The 17,724-nt window shown below is 58.8% G+C and carries 21 protein-coding genes and 1 riboswitch; of the genes, 13 read left to right on the forward strand and 8 right to left on the reverse strand.

Annotation, left to right across the window (positions count from 1 at the left end; translation table 11 throughout):
* Positions 1-32 precede the first annotated feature (32 nt).
* Entirely contained in the window at positions 33-611 is a 579-nt protein-coding gene (locus AC2FFE_RS11060) for a DUF1285 domain-containing protein (protein ID WP_496846642.1), read from the forward strand.
* Here AC2FFE_RS11060 and AC2FFE_RS11065 read toward each other — a convergent pair.
* On the reverse strand, positions 608-1,549 hold the full coding sequence (locus tag AC2FFE_RS11065) for a DMT family transporter (protein ID WP_496846643.1): 942 nt from the start codon (positions 1,547-1,549) through the stop codon (positions 608-610). The genes AC2FFE_RS11060 and AC2FFE_RS11065 overlap by 4 nt on opposite strands.
* A 172-nt stretch (positions 1,550-1,721) precedes the next feature.
* Between AC2FFE_RS11065 and AC2FFE_RS11070 the strand changes: the two genes are divergently transcribed.
* Complete coding sequence (locus tag AC2FFE_RS11070) at positions 1,722-2,477, forward strand: hydroxypyruvate isomerase family protein (RefSeq protein WP_496819250.1); 756 nt, start codon at positions 1,722-1,724, stop codon at positions 2,475-2,477.
* Positions 2,478-2,547: 70 nt separating this feature from the next.
* Complete coding sequence (locus AC2FFE_RS11075; protein ID WP_496818859.1) at positions 2,548-2,778, forward strand: DUF2798 domain-containing protein; 231 nt, start codon at positions 2,548-2,550, stop codon at positions 2,776-2,778.
* 43 nt (positions 2,779-2,821) lie between these two features.
* Here AC2FFE_RS11075 and polA read toward each other — a convergent pair whose 3' ends face one another.
* The 3 genes from polA to AC2FFE_RS11090 form a co-directional block, all read right to left on the reverse strand.
* Positions 2,822-5,617 carry a DNA polymerase I gene (gene polA, locus AC2FFE_RS11080; RefSeq protein ID WP_496846644.1) on the reverse strand — a complete coding sequence of 932 codons (2,796 nt, stop codon included), beginning with the start codon at positions 5,615-5,617 and terminating at the stop codon, positions 2,822-2,824.
* A 70-nt stretch (positions 5,618-5,687) separates the two neighbouring features.
* The gene (locus tag AC2FFE_RS11085) at positions 5,688-6,158 is read right to left on the reverse strand and encodes a hypothetical protein (RefSeq protein WP_496846645.1); all 471 of its coding nucleotides are present in this window, start codon (positions 6,156-6,158) and stop codon (positions 5,688-5,690) included.
* Between the two features lie 82 nt (positions 6,159-6,240).
* Positions 6,241-6,417 (reverse strand): zinc-finger domain-containing protein, encoded by a 177-nt coding sequence (locus AC2FFE_RS11090; protein WP_170533977.1) that lies wholly within the window; start codon positions 6,415-6,417, stop codon positions 6,241-6,243.
* A gap of 87 nt (positions 6,418-6,504) precedes the next feature.
* Between AC2FFE_RS11090 and AC2FFE_RS11095 the strand changes: the two genes are divergently transcribed.
* Entirely contained in the window at positions 6,505-7,446 is a 942-nt protein-coding gene (locus tag AC2FFE_RS11095) for an ABC transporter ATP-binding protein (protein WP_496819249.1), read from the forward strand.
* A gap of 20 nt (positions 7,447-7,466) precedes the next feature.
* On the opposite strand, the gene AC2FFE_RS11100 is transcribed toward AC2FFE_RS11095, so the two are convergent.
* On the reverse strand, positions 7,467-7,931 hold the full coding sequence (locus AC2FFE_RS11100) for a DUF1203 domain-containing protein (RefSeq protein WP_496818855.1): 465 nt from the start codon (positions 7,929-7,931) through the stop codon (positions 7,467-7,469).
* Positions 7,932-8,084: 153 nt separating this feature from the next.
* Between AC2FFE_RS11100 and AC2FFE_RS11105 the strand changes: the two genes are divergently transcribed.
* Both AC2FFE_RS11105 and AC2FFE_RS11110 read left to right on the forward strand, forming a co-directional pair.
* Positions 8,085-8,498, forward strand: coding sequence for a group III truncated hemoglobin (locus AC2FFE_RS11105; RefSeq protein WP_496818854.1), 414 nt, complete (start codon positions 8,085-8,087; stop codon positions 8,496-8,498).
* Positions 8,499-8,641: 143 nt separating this feature from the next.
* On the forward strand, positions 8,642-9,580 hold the full coding sequence (locus AC2FFE_RS11110) for a DMT family transporter (protein ID WP_496818853.1): 939 nt from the start codon (positions 8,642-8,644) through the stop codon (positions 9,578-9,580).
* Between the two features lie 52 nt (positions 9,581-9,632).
* Here the strand turns inward: AC2FFE_RS11110 and AC2FFE_RS11115 are convergent, their stop codons facing one another.
* Positions 9,633-10,745 carry an S-(hydroxymethyl)glutathione dehydrogenase/class III alcohol dehydrogenase gene (locus tag AC2FFE_RS11115; RefSeq protein ID WP_496818852.1) on the reverse strand — a complete coding sequence of 371 codons (1,113 nt, stop codon included), beginning with the start codon at positions 10,743-10,745 and terminating at the stop codon, positions 9,633-9,635.
* Positions 10,746-10,875: 130 nt separating this feature from the next.
* On the opposite strand from AC2FFE_RS11115, the gene AC2FFE_RS11120 reads away from it, so the two are divergent.
* Positions 10,876-11,163, forward strand: coding sequence for an I78 family peptidase inhibitor (locus tag AC2FFE_RS11120; RefSeq protein ID WP_496818851.1), 288 nt, complete (start codon positions 10,876-10,878; stop codon positions 11,161-11,163).
* 13 nt (positions 11,164-11,176) lie between these two features.
* On the opposite strand, the gene AC2FFE_RS11125 is transcribed toward AC2FFE_RS11120, so the two are convergent.
* On the reverse strand, positions 11,177-11,902 hold the full coding sequence (locus AC2FFE_RS11125; RefSeq protein ID WP_496818850.1) for an SDR family NAD(P)-dependent oxidoreductase: 726 nt from the start codon (positions 11,900-11,902) through the stop codon (positions 11,177-11,179).
* 186 nt (positions 11,903-12,088) lie between these two features.
* On the opposite strand from AC2FFE_RS11125, the gene AC2FFE_RS11130 reads away from it, so the two are divergent.
* Genes AC2FFE_RS11130 through AC2FFE_RS11150 form a run of 5 tightly spaced genes read left to right on the forward strand, consistent with a single transcriptional unit; the run spans position 12,089 to position 16,298 of the window.
* Complete coding sequence (locus tag AC2FFE_RS11130) at positions 12,089-13,423, forward strand: NAD(P)/FAD-dependent oxidoreductase (protein WP_496846646.1); 1,335 nt, start codon at positions 12,089-12,091, stop codon at positions 13,421-13,423.
* Entirely contained in the window at positions 13,374-13,922 is a 549-nt protein-coding gene (locus AC2FFE_RS11135) for a hypothetical protein (protein WP_496846647.1), read from the forward strand. Before AC2FFE_RS11130 ends, AC2FFE_RS11135 begins: the two co-directional genes overlap by 50 nt.
* Positions 13,922-15,145 carry an MFS transporter gene (locus AC2FFE_RS11140; RefSeq protein ID WP_496846648.1) on the forward strand — a complete coding sequence of 408 codons (1,224 nt, stop codon included), beginning with the start codon at positions 13,922-13,924 and terminating at the stop codon, positions 15,143-15,145. Before AC2FFE_RS11135 ends, AC2FFE_RS11140 begins: the two co-directional genes overlap by 1 nt.
* Complete coding sequence (locus tag AC2FFE_RS11145; RefSeq protein ID WP_496846649.1) at positions 15,142-15,759, forward strand: DUF3833 domain-containing protein; 618 nt, start codon at positions 15,142-15,144, stop codon at positions 15,757-15,759. Before AC2FFE_RS11140 ends, AC2FFE_RS11145 begins: the two co-directional genes overlap by 4 nt.
* Positions 15,756-16,298 carry a DUF3833 domain-containing protein gene (locus AC2FFE_RS11150; protein WP_496846650.1) on the forward strand — a complete coding sequence of 181 codons (543 nt, stop codon included), beginning with the start codon at positions 15,756-15,758 and terminating at the stop codon, positions 16,296-16,298. The genes AC2FFE_RS11145 and AC2FFE_RS11150 overlap by 4 nt, the downstream gene beginning before the upstream one ends.
* Positions 16,299-16,315: 17 nt before the next feature.
* Here AC2FFE_RS11150 and AC2FFE_RS11155 read toward each other — a convergent pair whose 3' ends face one another.
* Positions 16,316-16,927 carry an FMN-binding negative transcriptional regulator gene (locus AC2FFE_RS11155; protein WP_496846651.1) on the reverse strand — a complete coding sequence of 204 codons (612 nt, stop codon included), beginning with the start codon at positions 16,925-16,927 and terminating at the stop codon, positions 16,316-16,318.
* 54 nt (positions 16,928-16,981) lie between these two features.
* Positions 16,982-17,182: riboswitch (FMN riboswitch) on the forward strand.
* 70 nt (positions 17,183-17,252) lie between these two features.
* Here AC2FFE_RS11155 and AC2FFE_RS11160 point away from each other — a divergent pair.
* Positions 17,253-17,693 (forward strand): 6,7-dimethyl-8-ribityllumazine synthase, encoded by a 441-nt coding sequence (locus AC2FFE_RS11160; RefSeq protein WP_496818842.1) that lies wholly within the window; start codon positions 17,253-17,255, stop codon positions 17,691-17,693.
* The last annotated feature ends 31 nt before the right edge of the window (positions 17,694-17,724 follow it).

Consider the following 17,724-nt stretch of genomic DNA (forward strand, 5'->3'; position numbering starts at 1 on the left):
GTGTATCGCGCTAAGAGGAAATGGCAAAAGCAATGAGCGGACAAAAACCCGTGAAACCTTCGCCGGATGGTTTGGCTGCATCAGTCAAAGCGGCCAAAACCAAGGGTCTGCCGCCCGTTCACCTGTGGAATCCTCCGTTTTGCGGCGATCTGGACATCAAGATCGCCAAAGATGGTTCTTGGAGTTATTTAGGGTCGCCGATCAACAGGTTCGAGTTGGTGAAGCTTTTTTCCTCAATTCTTAAGAAAGAAGACGGCAAGTATTACCTCGTGACCCCGGTCGAGAAGGTGGGAATCACCGTCGAGGATGCGCCGTTTCTTGCCGTCGACTTCGACCAGACGGGAGATGGCGTGTCACAAGACCTGACATTTACCACCCATGTGGGCGATACGGCTATTGCCGGACCGGATCATCCGATCCGTATTGTCATCGATACGGAAACAGAAGAACCTGCGCCCTACGTATTGATCCGAAACAACCTTGAAGCACGCATTGACCGCAAAAGCTTCTACCGACTCGTGGATATTGGCACCAAGCATGATGATTGGTTTGGTGTCTGGTCGGGCGGCCAGTTCTTTCCGCTAATCTCAGCGTCAGACCTACCGGGCTAAGCGATACGCGCGACCTTGCGATCCTGCGCCAGAATCACAGCCATGGCGACAATCCCTGCTCCCAGCGCGCGGGTCCAGTTCCAATCGTCCCCCAGCATCACCATGATCAGCATCACATAAAACGGTGCGATATTGACGTGGAACGAGGCCAGCGCCACGCCCAACCTTTCGATCGAGGCGACAAAGAACACCTGGCTCAGCCCCATCGACACCAGCGCATAGATCGCCAGCATCCCCGCCTGCGACGCATCAAACGGGGTGGCTGGCACGACCGGCATCCCAATCTGCACGGCCACGGCGTACAGCACCAGCGACGTGACCAGCGCACCTGTGAAGGTAATCGTGCTGCGCCCGGTCTGGCTCAGGTCCCGGAAGTCGCGCGCCGTTGCCATACAGGCCCAGCAGAACAATCCGGTGGCCAGTATGGCGCAGGTTGCCCCCAATCCCAGTTGGGCCGGGGCCACAGCGTTCGTCGCAATCAGGCCACCGATGATCGAGATGATCACGGCCACGGCGAATCTCCACCGTAACCGCCGTGTGCCGGTCGCCAGTTCGATCAGGGTCGCAAACAAGGGCGCACAGGAGGCGATCAGCGCGACGGTCACCGGGTCGGTCAGTTTCTGCGCGACAATAAGCAGGAACATGCCCGTACCCAGAACGCCACCCACAAACAGCGCGTGCCCCCATCTGGCGCGCAACACGCGGCCGGAGCCGTCGATCAAAATCCAGATCGGCACCATCACGGCCACCGCCAACAGCAACCGTGCCGCGAACAACGCCACCGGCGGCCAGCTTTGCAACAGGATCTCAGCCGCCGGAAATCCGGCAGCCCACGTCAGCATGGATGCAACAGCCAGCCCATTGCCGGGCAAGGCCGAGCCGCGCCCACCAGGCACAGATAAAGAGGTCCCGCGCACGGGGTCTGGGCTCATCGCCATAGGATCGGACCTTCATAAGGAACGGCGCATGAAAATGATTCGCCGTGTGGCTTTGAAGATTGATACTTTGCCTGTCGTGTTCTGGTCGATTTTCGACAATCTGTCGTTTTCAGTCTCTTTCCTGAAGTTCACCCGCCCGTTAGGGTCAGCCCACCGAACCACGGGATCACTCATGCCCAGATTTGCTGCCAATCTTTCGCTGCTCTTTACCGAGCTGCCGTATCTTGATCGTTTCGAAGCCGCCACGCGCGCCGGGTTCAAGGCCGTCGAGATTCTGTTTCCTTACGATCTGGCGGCAAAGGAAACCCGCCGCGCCTTGCTGGCCAACGGGCTGGAGCTCGTTCTGATCAACGCCCCTCCGCCTAACTACACGGGCGGCCAGCCGGGTTATGCGGCTGTGCCAGGCGGCGAGGCGCGGTTCCAATCCGATATCCGGCGCGTCCTGCGCTATGCTGAACTGCTGCGCCCGCAGACGATACATATCATGTCAGGCTACACCTCCGGGCCGCAGGCGATGACGTGTTTTGTGCAAAACCTGCAATGGGCGGCAGACTTTGCGCCAAATCAGCAGTTCACCATAGAACCGCTGAACCCTGTGTCGCAGCCCGACTATTTCCTGAACGACTACGCGCTTGCGGCTGAGGTTCTGGATCAGGTGGACCGCCTCAATATCGGCCTGCAATTTGACAGCTTCCACGCGCAGATGATCCACGGGGATGCGCTTGCCATATGGCAGCGATATCAGGGCCGCGTGACCCATGCCCAGATCGGAGCCGCCCCGGACCGGTCCGAGCCGGGCGATGGCCCGATCGACTTTCCCGCCCTGTTCGACGCCATCGACAACAGCGGATACGACGGATGGGTCAGCGCCGAATACAACCCAACGACGCCACACACTGTCGATTCACTGGGCTGGATGGCGCGCTAACGCGCCCGACACTGGTATTTACTGCGAAAATATCGCACAGCTTGGCGCGGTGAAGGAACGGATGATACTGATGACCCATGCCCGATTGTCACATGTTGTGTTCTGCCTGATCATGTCAGGGCTGATGTCCTGCATCGTGACCGGGATCGCCACGGTCAAGGCCATCGGATTTGGGCCGGGCACGTTTGGGGATTGGATGGCCGCCTGGGCCTTTTGCTGGCCCATAGCCTTCACGGTCATTGTGACCCTAGGGCCGAGTGTCAAACGGCTGGTCGACCGACTGGTCAGGCCCAAGGCCTGACCCGCCGCGAAGAGGGCCCATCGGGCGTGATGAGCGGCGCGCCTTAGTGTGCCTCGGCCCAGTTTGCACCGCGCCCGGCGTCAACATCCAGCTTCACGTCCAGCTTCACCGCCGGGTCCGAGGCCCCCTCCATCACATCGCGCGCCGCGTCGATCAACTGGTCCACCCCTTCCTCGGCCACCTCGAACAGTAATTCGTCATGCACCTGCAACAGCATCTTGGCGGGCAGCCCTTGAATCGCGTCGGGCATACGCACCATCGCGCGCCGGATCACATCCGCAGCGGTGCCCTGAATCGGAGCGTTGATCGCCGCCCGGCGCGAGAACCCCGCATGCGGCCCCTTGGCATTGATCTCAGGCGTGTGGATTTTGCGCCCAAACAAGGTCTGCACATAGCCCTGCTCTTTCGCAAATGCGATGGTGTCGTCCATGTAGGCGCGAATACCGGGGAAGCGTTCGAAATAGCGGTCGATAAACCCCTGCGCCTCGGCCCGCGGAATGCGCAGATTGCGCGCCAGCCCAAAGCCCGAAATGCCGTAGATCACACCAAAGTTGATCGCTTTGGCCTGACGGCGAATATCCGGCGTCATCTCATCCAGCGGGACATCGAACATTTCGGACGCGGTCATGGCGTGAATGTCCAGCCCGTCGGCAAACGCCTGTTTCAACGCATCAATCCCAGCGATATGCGCGAGAATCCGCAGTTCGATCTGGCTGTAGTCGAGACTGACCAGTACATTGCCGGGTTCCGCAATGAACGCCTCGCGAATGCGCCGCCCTTCCTCTGTGCGCACCGGAATGTTCTGCAGGTTCGGATCGGTTGAGGCCAGACGACCGGTATTCGCCCCGGTAATCGAATAAGACGTATGCACGCGGCCCGTGTCCGGATTGATATGGGTTTGCAACGCGTCTGTGTATGTCGATTTCAGCTTGGACAGCTGCCGCCAGTCCAAAACACGGCGCGGCAATTCATGCTCGGTCGCCAGATCCTCAAGAATATCGGCCCCGGTTGAATATTTCCCGGTCTTGCCTTTCTTGCCGCCTTCGAGCCCCATCTTGTCGAACAGGATTTCTCCCAACTGCGCCGGCGAGCCGACATTGAAGTTCTCACCGGCCAATTCGTGAATTTCAGCCTCTAACCCGGCCATTTTTTGCGCAAAGGCATTCGACATCCGGCTCAGCACATCGCGGTCCACCTTGATGCCATGCATCTCCATTTCAGCCAGAACCGGAACCAGAGGGCGTTCCAGGGTTTCATAAACCGTCGTCACCTGAACCTGATGCAGTTGCGGCTTGAACAATTGCCACAGGCGCAGCGTGATATCCGCATCCTCGGCCGCATAGGCCGTGGCCTCATCAATTGGCACCTTGTCGAAGGTGATCGCCGATTTGCCCGAGCCCAGAAGCGGTTTAATCGGGATCGGCGTGTGGTTCAGATAACGCTCGGACAGAGTATCCATCCCGTGCCCATGCTCACCGCCATGCATGGCGTAGGACATCAGCATCGTGTCATCGATGAGGGCTATCTCGATACCATAGCGCGCAAAGATCTTGGCATCGTATTTCATGTTCTGCCCGATCTTGAGGATCGACGGGTCCTCGAACATGGGCTTCAGCATCGCCAGAGCGTCATCCAACGCCATTTGCCCTTCGGCCAGATCGTCCGATCCAAACAGATCATCGGTTGCATTGGCGCGATGGGTCAGCGGGATATAGCAGGCCTCACCCGCTTCGACACATAAGGATATGCCAACCAGATCGGCGATCATCTCGTTCAGGCCGGTGGTTTCCGTATCAACGGCGATCCAGCCGGTTTCATAGGCCCGGTCGACCCAGGTTTGCAGCACCGCCGTATCCCGCACACATTCGTATTTCGAGGCGTCAAAGGGGACATCCTCAACCTCAGACACAAGTTCGGGCGCAGGTGCATCTGCGATGGTCGGGGCCTCAGCCCCCAGCTTGTCGGCAATGCGCTTGGTGAGGGTGCGGAACTCCATCTCCGCCAGAAAGCTCAGCAGGGATTCGGGCTCGGGGTCCTTTACCTCAAGGTCATCAAGGGTGAAATCCAGTGGGGTCTTTTCGTCCAGCTGCACCAGTTTCTTCGACAGCTCAATCTGGTCGCGCTTGTCGATCAGCGTTTGGCGACGCTTTGGTTGCTTGATCTCTTCTGCGCGGTCCAGCAGGGTTTCCAGATCGCCATATTCATTGATCAGCAGCGCTGCGGTCTTGACCCCGATCCCCGGCGCGCCCGGCACGTTGTCAACGGAATCCCCGGCCAGCGCCTGTACATCGACCACGCGTTCGGGGCCGACACCAAATTTCTCAATCACCCCATCGCGGTCGATGCGCTTGTTCTTCATCGCATCCAGCATTTCCACGCCATCGCCAACCAGCTGCATCAGGTCCTTGTCGGAACTGACAATGGTCACCCTGCCCCCAGCCTCGCGTGCCTGAACGGCAAGGGTTGCGATGATGTCGTCGGCCTCATACCCCTCCAACTCTTTACAGGCGATGTTGAAGGCCTTTGTTGCTTCACGGGTCAGCGGCATCTGTGGACGCAGGTCCTCGGGCATCGCCTCGCGGTTGGCCTTGTAGAGGTCATACATGTCATTGCGGAACGTATGAGAGCCCTTATCGAAGATCACCGCCACATGGGTCGGTGCATCCGGGCCATCATTCCCTTCGACATATTTCTGCAGCATGTTGCAAAAGCCCGACACCGCGCCAATCGGCAGTCCGTCGGATTTCCGTGTCAGCGGTGGCAGAGCGTGATAGGCCCTGAAAATAAAGGCCGATCCGTCGATCAGATGCAGGTGACACCCTTTTCCGAAATTGCTCATGCGCACGCTCCCTGTCGGTCAGAGATGGTTCTGCCACAGGGTCGCTCGGGTGACCAGTCTTGAACTTGGGCTAACCGCCAAACAGGCCGCTGAAAACGTCCGAAAAGCTGTTGAGCAAAGCCATAATGACCAACACGCCGAGGAAGGCAAAAAACGCGAAGGCGAAGAACTGAAACAGGATTGCGCCGATACCAACGGCAATCCCGGCGATAGCAGGGCGCCGCTTTTCGTGACGCAGGATACCAACGACCGACAGAACAACCGCCAAACCACCCAGCATCGCCACACCGATCTGCAGGAAATCATCCAGATCGCGTGCGCGGGCAACAGGCTCGGGCTGTTCCAATCCCGCCGCAGATCGCAGGGTGGATTTGCCGATTTCAGCCGCCAGTTCACCCAGCGACACGCCTGTGGATTGCTGCGGCGCGAAGGGTCCAGCCCAGAAGACGAACAAGGCAGCAAACAGCGCCAAGGAGGCGATGCAAAAGCCAATCCAACCGAAAATCGGGTTGGCAGAGTCATTGGGTGCAATGTCGGTCATCACGCTCGCCTACGCTGTTTGCACCAATGCAATAGCACAACAAACACGGCGAGATTTGGGCGAAACCCGATTGGGCCAGCAATCAGCCCTGCTCTGTGCCTTTCAGAACATATTTGCAGTCGCAATAGGGGCACTCGACCCAGCCGGTATCTTCGGGGATTTGAAGCCAGACGCGCGGATGGCCCAGCGCACCTTCGCCGCCGTCACAGGCGACACGGGTGGTTTCGACGATCTTGGTTTCCGGCGCTTCGATGGTCACGGCTGGCGATCCTTCACTGGTTGTCGGCCTCGCGGGCATGCATTAGGTGCGTTTATGAGCGATGAGCAATCCGGGGGCAAGAGCCACATGAGCGATGCGGCAATCAGGATCGAAGGTCTGCGCAAGACCTATCGGGCAAGCAAGGGTCAGCCCGAGAAGCACGCATTGAAGGGGATTGACCTGTCCATCCCAAGCGGTTCGGTCTTTGGGCTTTTGGGCCCGAACGGCGCGGGTAAATCGACCCTGATCAATATTCTGGCCGGGCTGGTGATCAAAACCTCCGGCAAGGTTTCGATCTGGGGCTTCGATCAGGATCAGAACCCACGCCAGTCCCGCGCCGCCATCGGCGTGATGCCGCAAGAGCTGAACCTGGACCCGTTCTTCACCCCGCGCGGCGCATTGGAGGTGCAGGCCGGTCTGTATGGCGTACCCAAGGCCCAGCGCCGCAGCGACGAGATTCTGGAACTCGTCGGCCTCAGCGACAAGGCCGAGGCTTATGCGCGCACGCTGTCGGGCGGGATGCGGCGGCGGTTGCTGCTGGCCAAGGCGCTGGTGCATCACCCCAGGATTCTGGTTCTGGATGAACCCACGGCCGGTGTCGATATCGAGTTGCGCCAGATGCTTTGGACCAACGTGCGCAAGCTGAACGAACAGGGAATGACGATCATCCTGACCACGCATTACCTCGAAGAAGCGCAGGAAATGTGTGATCAGATCGCCATCATCAACCATGGTGAGAAGATCACCCAGGACAGCACCGCCAATTTGCTGGGCCGCATGGACCGGCGCACCATGGTGATCATACCCGATAGCTCGGTTGCGGATCTGCCCTCGGCTGACGGGGTCGAGGCCTCGCTTCGCGATGATGGCAGCCTGCTATTGCAGTATCGCAGCGCCCAGACCAGCGCCGAGCAGGTTTTGGAATCCGTTCGTGCCGCGGGTATCCGCATCCGTGATGTGCGCACAGAGGAGGCTGACCTTGAGGATGTGTTCCTTGCCCTGACCTCGTCTCAGGCTCGAACGTCCTAAGCGCGGCTTAGAACCCGCCCTTAGCCCCGGTCTATCCGCGCTTGATAGCAGTTGTTGCGCGCAGATCGGACGTGGATATAGGCCACATCGGGACGGTCAAAGATATCTTTGACCTTTGCACCAATCTGATCCGTGGGGGTGATCGCTCCGGTGCCATAAACGATCCGGTCATCCTGCCCGTATCCCTTGATCAGATAGTCAGGAGAGCTGGTCAGAATCTCGGGCAATTCATCCCCTTCATAGCGCTCGCAGGGTTCGGCACACAAAAATATCGGCCCGGTTTCCGCATAAGGATGCGTTGCGGCAAAGGGCCTGTGCGCCAGAACCAGCATCGGCGCGCCTTCGGGTATGTTTTGCAGACAATGACGGCAGGGATTGCCTGCGCCGGTTGAAACAGCGTGCTCTGACGTGGCTCCATAGGCATCCGGACCACCCTGCTGCAGGGTGCGGACTTCGTCAGTGGGCAATGCAGTGATTTTGAACATATCAATCCTCCAGTTTTCCGGACCATGCCCAATCATGACCACGCCGCGCGACCCGATTCCTGCGCAAATCGCCTGTCGCCATTGGCCGTAAGGATAAGCGCGACAAAACCACGCCTGTAGAACCGCCGGGATTCTGGTTAGGACCAAAACACTATGACCCGACCCGTCCTGCCGCCGCGTTTTCCGGCCACGCCTGATCAGATCAATGTGCAAGTCCGCGCCTTCTATGCCCGTGTCCGAATCGACCCGGTGCTGGGTCCCGTTTTTGCGCAACATGTCGATGACTGGCCCGCGCATGAGGAAAAGATCGCCTCATTCTGGCGCAACGCAATCTTGTTTGAGCGCGGGTATGATGGCAATCCGCAGCGGGTTCATATCGAAAGGCCGGCAGTTCAGCCCGACATGTTCGCCCATTGGCTGGATCTGTTCGAAGAGGTCGCAACCCAGACGCTGCCATCCGAAACCGCAACGCCCTGGGTCGCTCTGGCGCGACGCATCGGGGTGGGGATGAAGGCAGGGGTGCAATCGGCGCGTCAGCCCAAGGATGCGCCGCCGATCCTGCGTTGATCCCTCGGCATGGCGGCTTTGCACTGTTAGCGGTAAAATAGGGACTATGCGGGCTGGCCAATTGGGTTTACTCAGGGGCAGACAGCCCACATTGCGCTGCGCGGCATTGTGCCACCACACCAACATCACCCGAGGCCACAGTGATGAGCACTCAGAACACCACCCTTCGGGGACTTGGTTACGCGTTTCTTGGATTCGCGGTATTTGCTACGCATGACGCACTGATCAAGGTGCTGGGCGGAACCTATTCGGTGATGCAGATCATCTTTTTCGCCACTCTGTTCTCCTTTGTCCCCATGGCGGTGACGATCCTGACCGACCGAACCACCGGGAACTTCTTACCGCACCACCCCTGGCTGGTGCTGTTGCGGTCAACTCTGATGGTCACGGCCATGGTCTGTGCCTTCTACGCCTTTTCGGTGCTTCCACTGGCCGAGGTCTATTCGCTGCTGTTTTCCTTCCCACTGATCGTCACCGTTCTGTCGATCCCGATATTGGGAGAGGTCGTCCGCGCCCAGCGCTGGGCCGCCGTAGGCGTCGGCCTGATTGGGGTTCTGATCGTTCTACGCCCCGGTTCAACGGACATCACTCTGGGCCACCTGGCCGCGCTGACCGCCGCGTTTTGTAGCGCGTTTGGGTCTGTTCTGGTGCGTAAGATCGGGAATGAGGAACGATCCGCTGTCCTGATCCTGTATCCCATGCTGCTGGCCATTGTGGTCATGAGCCTGATGCAACCCGCTGTCTATCAACCGCCTTCGCTGCTGCATCTTGCGATGATGGCGCTGGTCGGCGTGTTCTCGGTCATCGCCCAGCACCTGATCATACTCGCCTACCGTGCCGCGCCTGCCGGAGTGGTTGCACCCAGCCAGTACAGCCAGATCATCTGGGCCACTTTGTTCGGTATGCTCTTCTTTGGCGAGCGCCCAGACGGCTGGGTCGCCGTCGGCGCAAGTATCATCATCGCGTCTGGTGTTTTTGTGGTTTGGCGGGAAAGCCGATCCAACACCACGTCCGTGAACACTCCGGTTCTGCGGGTTCGCTCACCTCGGTCGGATACGGGTGCGTCACGACCGGGGGAATGAAGAACGGCGCGCCAACCCGCGCGCCGTTGTCAAGATTAATAAGCGTGGTGTCTTAGTAAACCACCACCGACCGGATGCTCTCACCCTTATGCATCAGGTCGAAGCCGTGGTTGATGTCATCCAGACCCATGGTGTGGGTGATCATCGGGTCGATCTCGATCTTGCCATCCATGTACCAGTCAACGATCTTGGGCACATCTGTCCGGCCCCGCGCGCCGCCAAAGGCCGTGCCGCGCCACGAGCGGCCGGTGACCAGTTGGAACGGACGAGTCGAGATCTCGGCACCCGCAGGGGCCACGCCGATGATGATCGATTCACCCCAGCCCTTATGCGCAGATTCCAGCGCGTCGCGCATCACGCCCACATTACCTGTGGCGTCGAATGTGTAATCCGCACCGCCCTTGGTCAGATTGACCAGATAGGGCACCAGATCGCCTTCGACCTCTTTCGGGTTGACGAAATCGGTCATGCCGAACTTGGTGGCCATTTCCACCTTCGATGGGTTCAGATCGACACCGACGATCTGATCGGCACCGGCCAGACGCAGGCCCTGGATCACGTTCAGACCGATGCCCCCCAGTCCGAACACAATGGCACGGCTGCCCAGTTCGACCTTGGCAGTGTTGATCACCGCTCCGATGCCGGTGGTCACGCCGCAACCGATATAGCAAATCTTGTCGAACGGCGCGTCCTCGCGCACTTTGGCCAGCGCGATTTCCGGCAGAACCGTGTGGTTCGCGAAGGTCGAGCAGCCCATGTAGTGCAGGATCGGATCGCCATCCAGGGTCGAGAACCGTGAGGTTCCGTCGGGCATCAGCCCTTTACCTTGAGTTTCGCGGATCGCCTGACACAGGTTAGTCTTGGGATGCAGACAGTACTCGCATTCGCGGCATTCCGGGGTGTAGAGCGGGATCACATGATCACCGGGCTTCAGACTGGTCACACCGGGGCCGACCTCGACCACCACGCCTGCGCCTTCATGACCCAGGATGGCCGGAAACAAGCCCTCGGGATCCGCACCCGACAGGGTGAACTCATCGGTGTGGCAAATGCCGGTGGCCTTGATCTCAACCAGAACCTCGCCCGCCTTGGGGCCTTCGAGGTTCACATCCATAACTTCTAAAGGCTTACCAGCCTGAACAGCAACGGCTGCACGGGTGCGCATAGTAATGTTCTCCCTGTTCTATTTGCCTCGACCCTGCGTCAAGTCCGGGGTTTTTTCAACCGTGCATTCATGCCAGACTGTTCAAATAATTGAAAATACAGAAACGACATTGCCCGAACGGGGAACGCCAATGCACCGATTTATTCCAATCCTGTTCCTTCTCGCCGCCTGTTCCGAGCCGCCGGTCTCCGAAGAACCTCCAATCGAGCCAGAGGCGGCACCGGTCGATCTGGCTTTTTGCCAGGGCGATCCCTTTACCGAAACGATTGGCCAGCAGGTTTCAACCATTCAGGCCGATCTGCCCGAACGCAGCCGCGTGCTGGGGCCCAACGACATTGCAACGCAGGATTATCGCATCGACAGACTGAATGTGTTTGTGGATGAAACCGGGGTAATCCTACGCCTGACGTGCGGCTGACCGTGGATTAACGCTATTTACCGCGGTAGATCAACCAATCCGGCAGATAGTCCAGCAACCGGATGACCCACGAAAACGGGGCCGGGAAATCGGTACGGAAACGACGACGCGACATCGCTTTGATCACACGATCTGCAGCGTCCTCAGCCGTCATCAACATCGGCATCTTGAAATTGTTCTTCTCGGTCAGGCGGGTCTTGATGAAACCTGGATTGACGATACGCACCGTGACCCCTGTGCCCGCCAGATCAAAGCGCATGGTTTCTGCCAGCGACACCAAAGCCGCCTTGCTGGCCGCATAGCCCACAGCCGCAGGCAATCCGCGATAGCCTGACAGAGACCCGATCAGAGTGATATCGCCGCGACCGGCGCGCACGAAGGACGGCACCGTCTCACCCAGAACCCGCAACGCTCCGGTATAGTTCACATCGGTCATGGCCAGTACCGCCTCGGTCTCCCAATCGGCGCTGCGCATCGGCTCATAGGCTCCGGCATTGTAAACCAGCCCGTCGACCTCTCCGGCATCGCCCACGGCACGGCGCACCGCATCCAGATCGGTGACATCAAAAGGCACCGCGCGTGCGTTGGGCAGGCTTGCGCAAATATCGTCCAGCCGATCCGCATTGCGCGCCGAAAGGACCAGATGTGCGCCTTTACGGCTGAGCCCCTCGGCCAACGCACGGCCGAGCCCTTCGCTAGCGCCCACGATCCAATAGGTTTTTCCGTCAAAGCTGCTCATGTCTGGGCCGTATTGTGTTCTGATAGTGCTTTTACGGGCGGGCACGGATGCTGGATCACGCCGCCATACAGGAAATTCGACGCAGACGTCACAATATAGAGCAACATCGAAAATAATCTAATCTGATTGATCCGACATGAAACCTGCTACGTATCCCCTTGTAAAATGTCGCACTAAGGGGATCACATGTTCGACGAAACGCGAGGCGAGCGCAAGAAAATCGCAATCGTAGGTGCAGGCATTTCCGGTCTATCCGCAGCCTATTATCTGTCAGAAGACCACGACATCACTATTTATGAGGCCGAGCCCCGGCTGGGCGGGCATGCCCGCACCGTCATGGCGGGAAAAAACGGCGATCAACCGGTCGATACCGGGTTCATCGTTTTTAACTACGCGACTTATCCGTACCTGACCAAGCTGTTCGACGAGTTGAACGTGCCGGTCACCAAATCCGAGATGAGCTTTGGCGCAACCATCGATAATGGCCGCATCGAATACGGTCTGAACAACCTGCGCACACTGACTGCGCAAAAGCGCAATCTGGCGCGCCCTGCCTACTACAAGATGATCGCCGACATCCTGCGCTTTGGCAAAGAGGCCCCTGAGGTCGCCAAAGATGATGACACAACAATCGGAGAGCTGGTGGATCAACTGCGTTTGGGCCACTGGTTCCGCCACAACTATCTGATGCCGATGTGCGGCGCGATCTGGTCAACCCCGGTGGAGTTCGTGGATCAGTTCCCGGCGCGCTCGCTGGTACAATTCTTCCGCAATCATGCTTTGCTGGCCAGTGGCCGGGCCAATCAGCATCAGTGGTATACGGTCAAAGGTGGCAGCATCGAATATGTGCGTCGCATCGACGCCGCGCTGCGCGAACGGGGCTGCGAAATCCGGCTGGGTTCTCCGGTCGATCACGTTGAGCGCGGCGACATGGGCGTTACGGTGGCAAGCCAGGGACTCACCGACCAGTTTGATGAGATCATTCTAGCCACCCATTCTGACCAGTCCCGCGCCATTCTGGGCGCAAACGCCACCACGGCTGAGGCTGCTGCGCTTGAGGCGATCCGGTATCAGCCGAACAACGCCATTCTGCATTGCGATCCCGGCCAAATGCCGAAACGCCGTGCTTGCTGGTCCAGCTGGACCTATCGCTCGCAAGCCGGGAATGTTGGTGTCACCTACTGGATGAACCGGCTGCAGAACATTCCGGACAGCGATCCGCTGTTCGTGACGCTGAACGCGTCGTCAGAGATTCCCGCGGATAAAATCTATGACCGGGTCGAATTTGCGCACCCGGTGTTCGACAAGGCCGCCCTGAAAGCACAAGGGCAAATCCGCGAGATGCAGGGACAGAACCGGACCTGGTTCGCCGGAGCCTATAACCGGCACGGGTTTCACGAAGACGGGATTGCCAGCGCGATGCATGTTGTGGATCGCATCAAAGGCACCCCGCAAACGATCGGAGCTGACCATGGCACTTTGGAACAAGACCCAGCCATCCCTGCTGTTGCAGCTGAATAGGCGTCTCTGGCGCGCTGGGCTTCTGTCCTTGACGCTGCTGGCCCCCGGTGGGCTGGCGGCTGATCCGCTGTCGAGCGAGTTGCAAGACCCCAAGCAGATCGGCAGCGGGACCTTTCGGTTTCTCGGCCTGCCTCTCTATGACGCGAAGCTCTACACACCAGGCGGGGCCGCGTTCAATTGGAGCGAGGATTTTGGCCTGCAACTGACTTACCGCAAAAACCTGAAACAAAAAGCGCTGGTCGAGTCGACGCTGGAAGAAATGGCCCGTCAGGGCAATCCGCAGCCCACGCAGGTGCAGCTTGAAACCTGCTTTCAGGCTGTCAGCAAAGGCGACAGCTATCTGGCGATCTCGGAAGGGCCCAATAAAGTCGGTTTCTGGCGGAATGGCACCCAGACCTGCACGTTGGCAAGCGACGACATCAAGAAGTCCTTCATGTCGATCTTTCTGGGTAACAACACCCGCTCGGCCAGCTTTACACAAAGTTTGAAAGGCCAGTGATGCTGTACCCACGTGTCAGCCTTTACGCGCTGATGCTCGCTGCGGCGGGTATCCCGCTTTACATTCACCTGCCGCGCTTTGCGGCGGTGAACCTGGGCATTGGTCTTGGGGTGATTGGTACGGTCCTTCTGGTCATTCGGCTGGTCGATCTGGTTCAGGACCCGCTGATAGGCTGGGCCATCGACCGCTGGCCGGGCGGGCAGCTTTTGTTCGCCGCCTTGGCTGCGATGGGACTGGCCATCGGCTTCCCGATGCTGTTTGGACTACCTGAAGGCGCCAGCATCGCAACCCTGGTTATGGTCCTAATCCTGTTGTTTTCGGCCTACAGTCTCGGCACGATCCTTCTGTATGGCCGCAGCGCGACGCTTGCGAAAAAGGCCGATGCCAAAGAGTTGATGACGCTCGCCGCCTACCGCGAAGGTGGGCAACTAACCGGAGTGGTGATCGCCGCGAGCGCCCCGGCCCTGTTCGTGGCCTTTGGCGCATCCGCACAAGGATACCCCGCCTTTGGCCTGTTTCTGGGCCTGTTGGCGTTGCTAACCCTGATCCTGACCATCCCGATCTGGCGGCGCACGCCGATCACTGGTCAGGGCTTGTCTTTTGCCGGACTTGGGCAGGCCGGAGCACTGCGCCTGCTGGCATTGGCACTGGTCAATAGCCTGCCGGTCGCCATCACATCCACCTTGTTCCTGTTCTTTGTCGAAGATCGCCTGCAACTGCCCGGAAAAGCAGGGCCGCTTTTGATCCTGTTCTTCCTCAGCGCAGGCGCAAGCGTGCCGCTTTGGGCCAAACTCAGCAACCGGATCGGCCCGAAAAAGACCCTGATGATCGCCATGCCCCTGTCCATCGCAGGGTTTATCGGAGCGGCCAGCCTGGACGCCGGCGCTTTGGTCGGCTTCGCCATCATCTGCGTCGCGTCCGGTGCCGCGCTTGGGGCGGATATGGTCGTCCTGCCCGCCATGTTTTCCGTTGTGCTGACGCGCGCGGGGCTGAACGCCTCGGCCGCGTTTGGCATCTGGTCTTTTGCCGGCAAGCTGGGCCTCGCGCTCGCTGCCTTTTTCACTCTGCCACTGCTCGAGCGCAGCGGCTTTACACCCGGTCAAACCAATAGTGTCGAGGCTTTGAAAACACTCAACCTCGCCTATGCCGTACTGCCTTGCATCCTCAAGCTTGGCGCATTCGGGATGGTTCTGACCCTGCCCACGGAGGTTACAGCCAAATGAATACACTTATTGTGTTTCTGATCGCCATCCTCGCTGTTCTAGCGGCCAAGGGGCGATTTCTCAGCTTCCGCTCACAATCGCCAGCCGATTATGCGGGGACGGGTCCCATCTTCTCGCTAAAAAAGCACTTGAATGGCGAAATCCTGTCCGAAGGCCTGATCTATGGCCCGAATGGCAAGATGTCGAACAGCTTCGTGGCGCGCATGGTCGGCGAATGGGATGGCAACTCGGGCACTTTGGCCGAGTGGTTCACCTATTCCAACGGCAAACAAATGACCCGTAAATGGTATCTGACGCTGGGCACCGGCAACACGTTCATTGCCACGGCGGATGACATCGTCGGTGAAGGTAAGGGAGAAATCTCCGGCTCGACCGTCAAACTGACCTATCGGATTATCCTGCCCGAAGACGCGGGTGGGCACACACTGGATGTAACCGACTGGATGTACCTGACCGAAAATGGCGCGATCATGAACCGCTCAGAGATGCGCAAATTCGGCATCAAAGTGGCCGAGCTGGTCGCAACCATGCGCCCCGCACCCGAGGTCAAGACTGCGCATTTGAACGGCGTAAACGGCTATGATGCCAAAGCTGCGGAAAGACCACTGCAATGATCCGCGCCCGCTTTGTCATCACCTTTGCCGCCATCACTTGCCTTTTGGTTCTGGCTGCCTGCTCGGCCAAGCCCCGCGTGCCAAAGACCTTCCTGTCGGACCGCGAATTGAACCTAGAGGAGTTTTTCAAAGGCAAAACCGTCGCTTATGGTCAGTTTCAGGACATCCTCGGCAATGTCCCGCGTCGTTTCACCGTTGACATCGACGGCACCTGGGACGGAGAAACGCTGACCTTGGTCGAAGATTTCCTCTATGACGACGGCGCAACCGAGCAGCGTATCTGGACCCTGACCAAAACCGGCCAGGATACATGGACCGGAACAGCGCCCGGTGTGCTTGGCACTGCCGAAGGGATCGAGCGGGGCGATACGTTCAACTGGAAATACAAGATCGATCTGCCCATCAAAGATGGCACCATGCGCGTCAAGTTCGATGACTGGATGTGGCTGCTGGAGGATGACCGCCTGCTAAACCGCGCCTATGTTTCGCGCTTTGGAGTCCGCATCGGCGAGGTGATCCTGTTTTTTGAGAAAAAGTAGGCTCTAAACAGGGCCTTCTACACCTCGCGCATCAGCGCGGCCAGCTGATCAGTTTCAGCGCCAAAACCGGTCGCCACCTGGTCCGCCGCAGCGCGCCGCACCTCATCGGGCTTGTTCTGACCCAGTTTCCATGTGCCTTGAATATCTTCAACCTGCATCTGGCAAGGCACAATCATCCGCATCATCCGGGCCAAAGCAACCTCTGACATCTTACCCGTGACCCAAGGGGGTTTCGGCAGCAGCTTCTGTTCGTAAAACGCAGATTGCCGGTTCAGCAGATCCAACAATTCCTCCTGCGGGCGCAACTCAAGACGCCCAATCAGATGAACCGCCACATAGTTCCAGGTGGGCACTTGATCATCCACCTCATACCAGTCGGGCGAGATATACGCATCCGGGCCCGTCACAGCGATCCGCACCGCGCGTGATTGCTTCAAAAGCCTGACAATCGGATTCGAACGCACCAGATGCAACTCGACCAGCTCACCCGTCTTATCCAGCAAAAACGGGACATGACTCATGATCGGCGCGGCATCGCCTGACACAGCCAAAACGCCAAAGCCACGGTCACGGGCAAAGGTGATATGTCGGGCTCGGTCTTCGGCACGAAATGCGGGATTGGGATGCATGGAACTCCTCCTGTCAAATCTCTTGCAGATCAGGTGGGTTCTATGCAAGGTCCTGCATGTTCTCAGGGCGGGGCGAAATTCCCCACCGGCGGTATGCGGGCAATGATCCGTAAGCCCGCGAGCGGCCCCGCAGTGTCCACGATCCGAAAAGTGGGAACCGGTTTTCGGACAAATTGTGGAACCACGAAAAGGGTGTCAGCAGATCTGGTGAGAGGCCAGAGCCGACGGTTACAGTCCGGATGAAAGAGAACGTGCATCGTGCCGCTCAGCGGCGCGCCTGCTCGTGATCGCCTTGGGTGACGTGTCTGTAACTCAGGAGGTCCGAATGACACACACCCGATATGCTTTCATCAAAGCCAACTGGCACTCCGATATTGTCGACCGTGCGCTGGATGGGTTTGTGCAACTCATCCCTGTCGACCAAGTCGATGTCTTCGACGCGCCCGGCGCGTTCGAAATGCCCCTGCTGGCCCGCGATCTAGCCCAAACCGGACGCTACGCTGCAATCGCCTGCGCGGCCTTTGTGGTGGATGGAGGCATCTACCGGCACGATTTCGTAGCCCAAGCCGTGGTTGATGGCCTGATGCGCGCCGGGCTGGATACCGGCATCCCCGTTCTGTCGGTCTCATTGACACCCCATCAGTATCAGGAAACCGATCACCACAACGCCATCTATCGTGACCACTTCGTGCAAAAAGGCCGCGAGGCGGCTCAGGCCGCGCTTGAGATCACCAAAACCCGCCAATCCCTGAAAGCGGAAACCTGATCCCTTCTTCTGTTCAAAAATACCTCGGGGG

The organism is Ruegeria sp. YTSA168 (assembly GCF_059610045.1).

Coding starts and splice junctions, on each gene's coding strand:
- AC2FFE_RS11160 (WP_496818842.1), top strand. CDS start 17,253: ATGACACACACCCGATATGCTTTCATCAAAGCCAACTGGCACTCCGAT.
- AC2FFE_RS11060 (WP_496846642.1), top strand. CDS start 33: ATGAGCGGACAAAAACCCGTGAAACCTTCGCCGGATGGTTTGGCTGCA.
- AC2FFE_RS11145 (WP_496846649.1), top strand. CDS start 15,142: ATGAATACACTTATTGTGTTTCTGATCGCCATCCTCGCTGTTCTAGCG.
- AC2FFE_RS11100 (WP_496818855.1), bottom strand. CDS start 7,931: ATGTTCAAAATCACTGCATTGCCCACTGACGAAGTCCGCACCCTGCAG.
- AC2FFE_RS11085 (WP_496846645.1), bottom strand. CDS start 6,158: ATGACCGACATTGCACCCAATGACTCTGCCAACCCGATTTTCGGTTGG.
- AC2FFE_RS11075 (WP_496818859.1), top strand. CDS start 2,548: ATGACCCATGCCCGATTGTCACATGTTGTGTTCTGCCTGATCATGTCA.
- AC2FFE_RS11150 (WP_496846650.1), top strand. CDS start 15,756: ATGATCCGCGCCCGCTTTGTCATCACCTTTGCCGCCATCACTTGCCTT.
- AC2FFE_RS11105 (WP_496818854.1), top strand. CDS start 8,085: ATGACCCGACCCGTCCTGCCGCCGCGTTTTCCGGCCACGCCTGATCAG.
- AC2FFE_RS11135 (WP_496846647.1), top strand. CDS start 13,374: ATGGCACTTTGGAACAAGACCCAGCCATCCCTGCTGTTGCAGCTGAAT.
- AC2FFE_RS11095 (WP_496819249.1), top strand. CDS start 6,505: ATGAGCGATGCGGCAATCAGGATCGAAGGTCTGCGCAAGACCTATCGG.
- AC2FFE_RS11110 (WP_496818853.1), top strand. CDS start 8,642: ATGAGCACTCAGAACACCACCCTTCGGGGACTTGGTTACGCGTTTCTT.
- AC2FFE_RS11140 (WP_496846648.1), top strand. CDS start 13,922: ATGCTGTACCCACGTGTCAGCCTTTACGCGCTGATGCTCGCTGCGGCG.
- AC2FFE_RS11155 (WP_496846651.1), bottom strand. CDS start 16,927: ATGCATCCCAATCCCGCATTTCGTGCCGAAGACCGAGCCCGACATATC.
- AC2FFE_RS11070 (WP_496819250.1), top strand. CDS start 1,722: ATGCCCAGATTTGCTGCCAATCTTTCGCTGCTCTTTACCGAGCTGCCG.
- AC2FFE_RS11125 (WP_496818850.1), bottom strand. CDS start 11,902: ATGAGCAGCTTTGACGGAAAAACCTATTGGATCGTGGGCGCTAGCGAA.
- AC2FFE_RS11130 (WP_496846646.1), top strand. CDS start 12,089: ATGTTCGACGAAACGCGAGGCGAGCGCAAGAAAATCGCAATCGTAGGT.
- AC2FFE_RS11065 (WP_496846643.1), bottom strand. CDS start 1,549: ATGGCGATGAGCCCAGACCCCGTGCGCGGGACCTCTTTATCTGTGCCT.
- polA (WP_496846644.1), bottom strand. CDS start 5,617: ATGAGCAATTTCGGAAAAGGGTGTCACCTGCATCTGATCGACGGATCG.
- AC2FFE_RS11120 (WP_496818851.1), top strand. CDS start 10,876: ATGCACCGATTTATTCCAATCCTGTTCCTTCTCGCCGCCTGTTCCGAG.
- AC2FFE_RS11115 (WP_496818852.1), bottom strand. CDS start 10,745: ATGCGCACCCGTGCAGCCGTTGCTGTTCAGGCTGGTAAGCCTTTAGAA.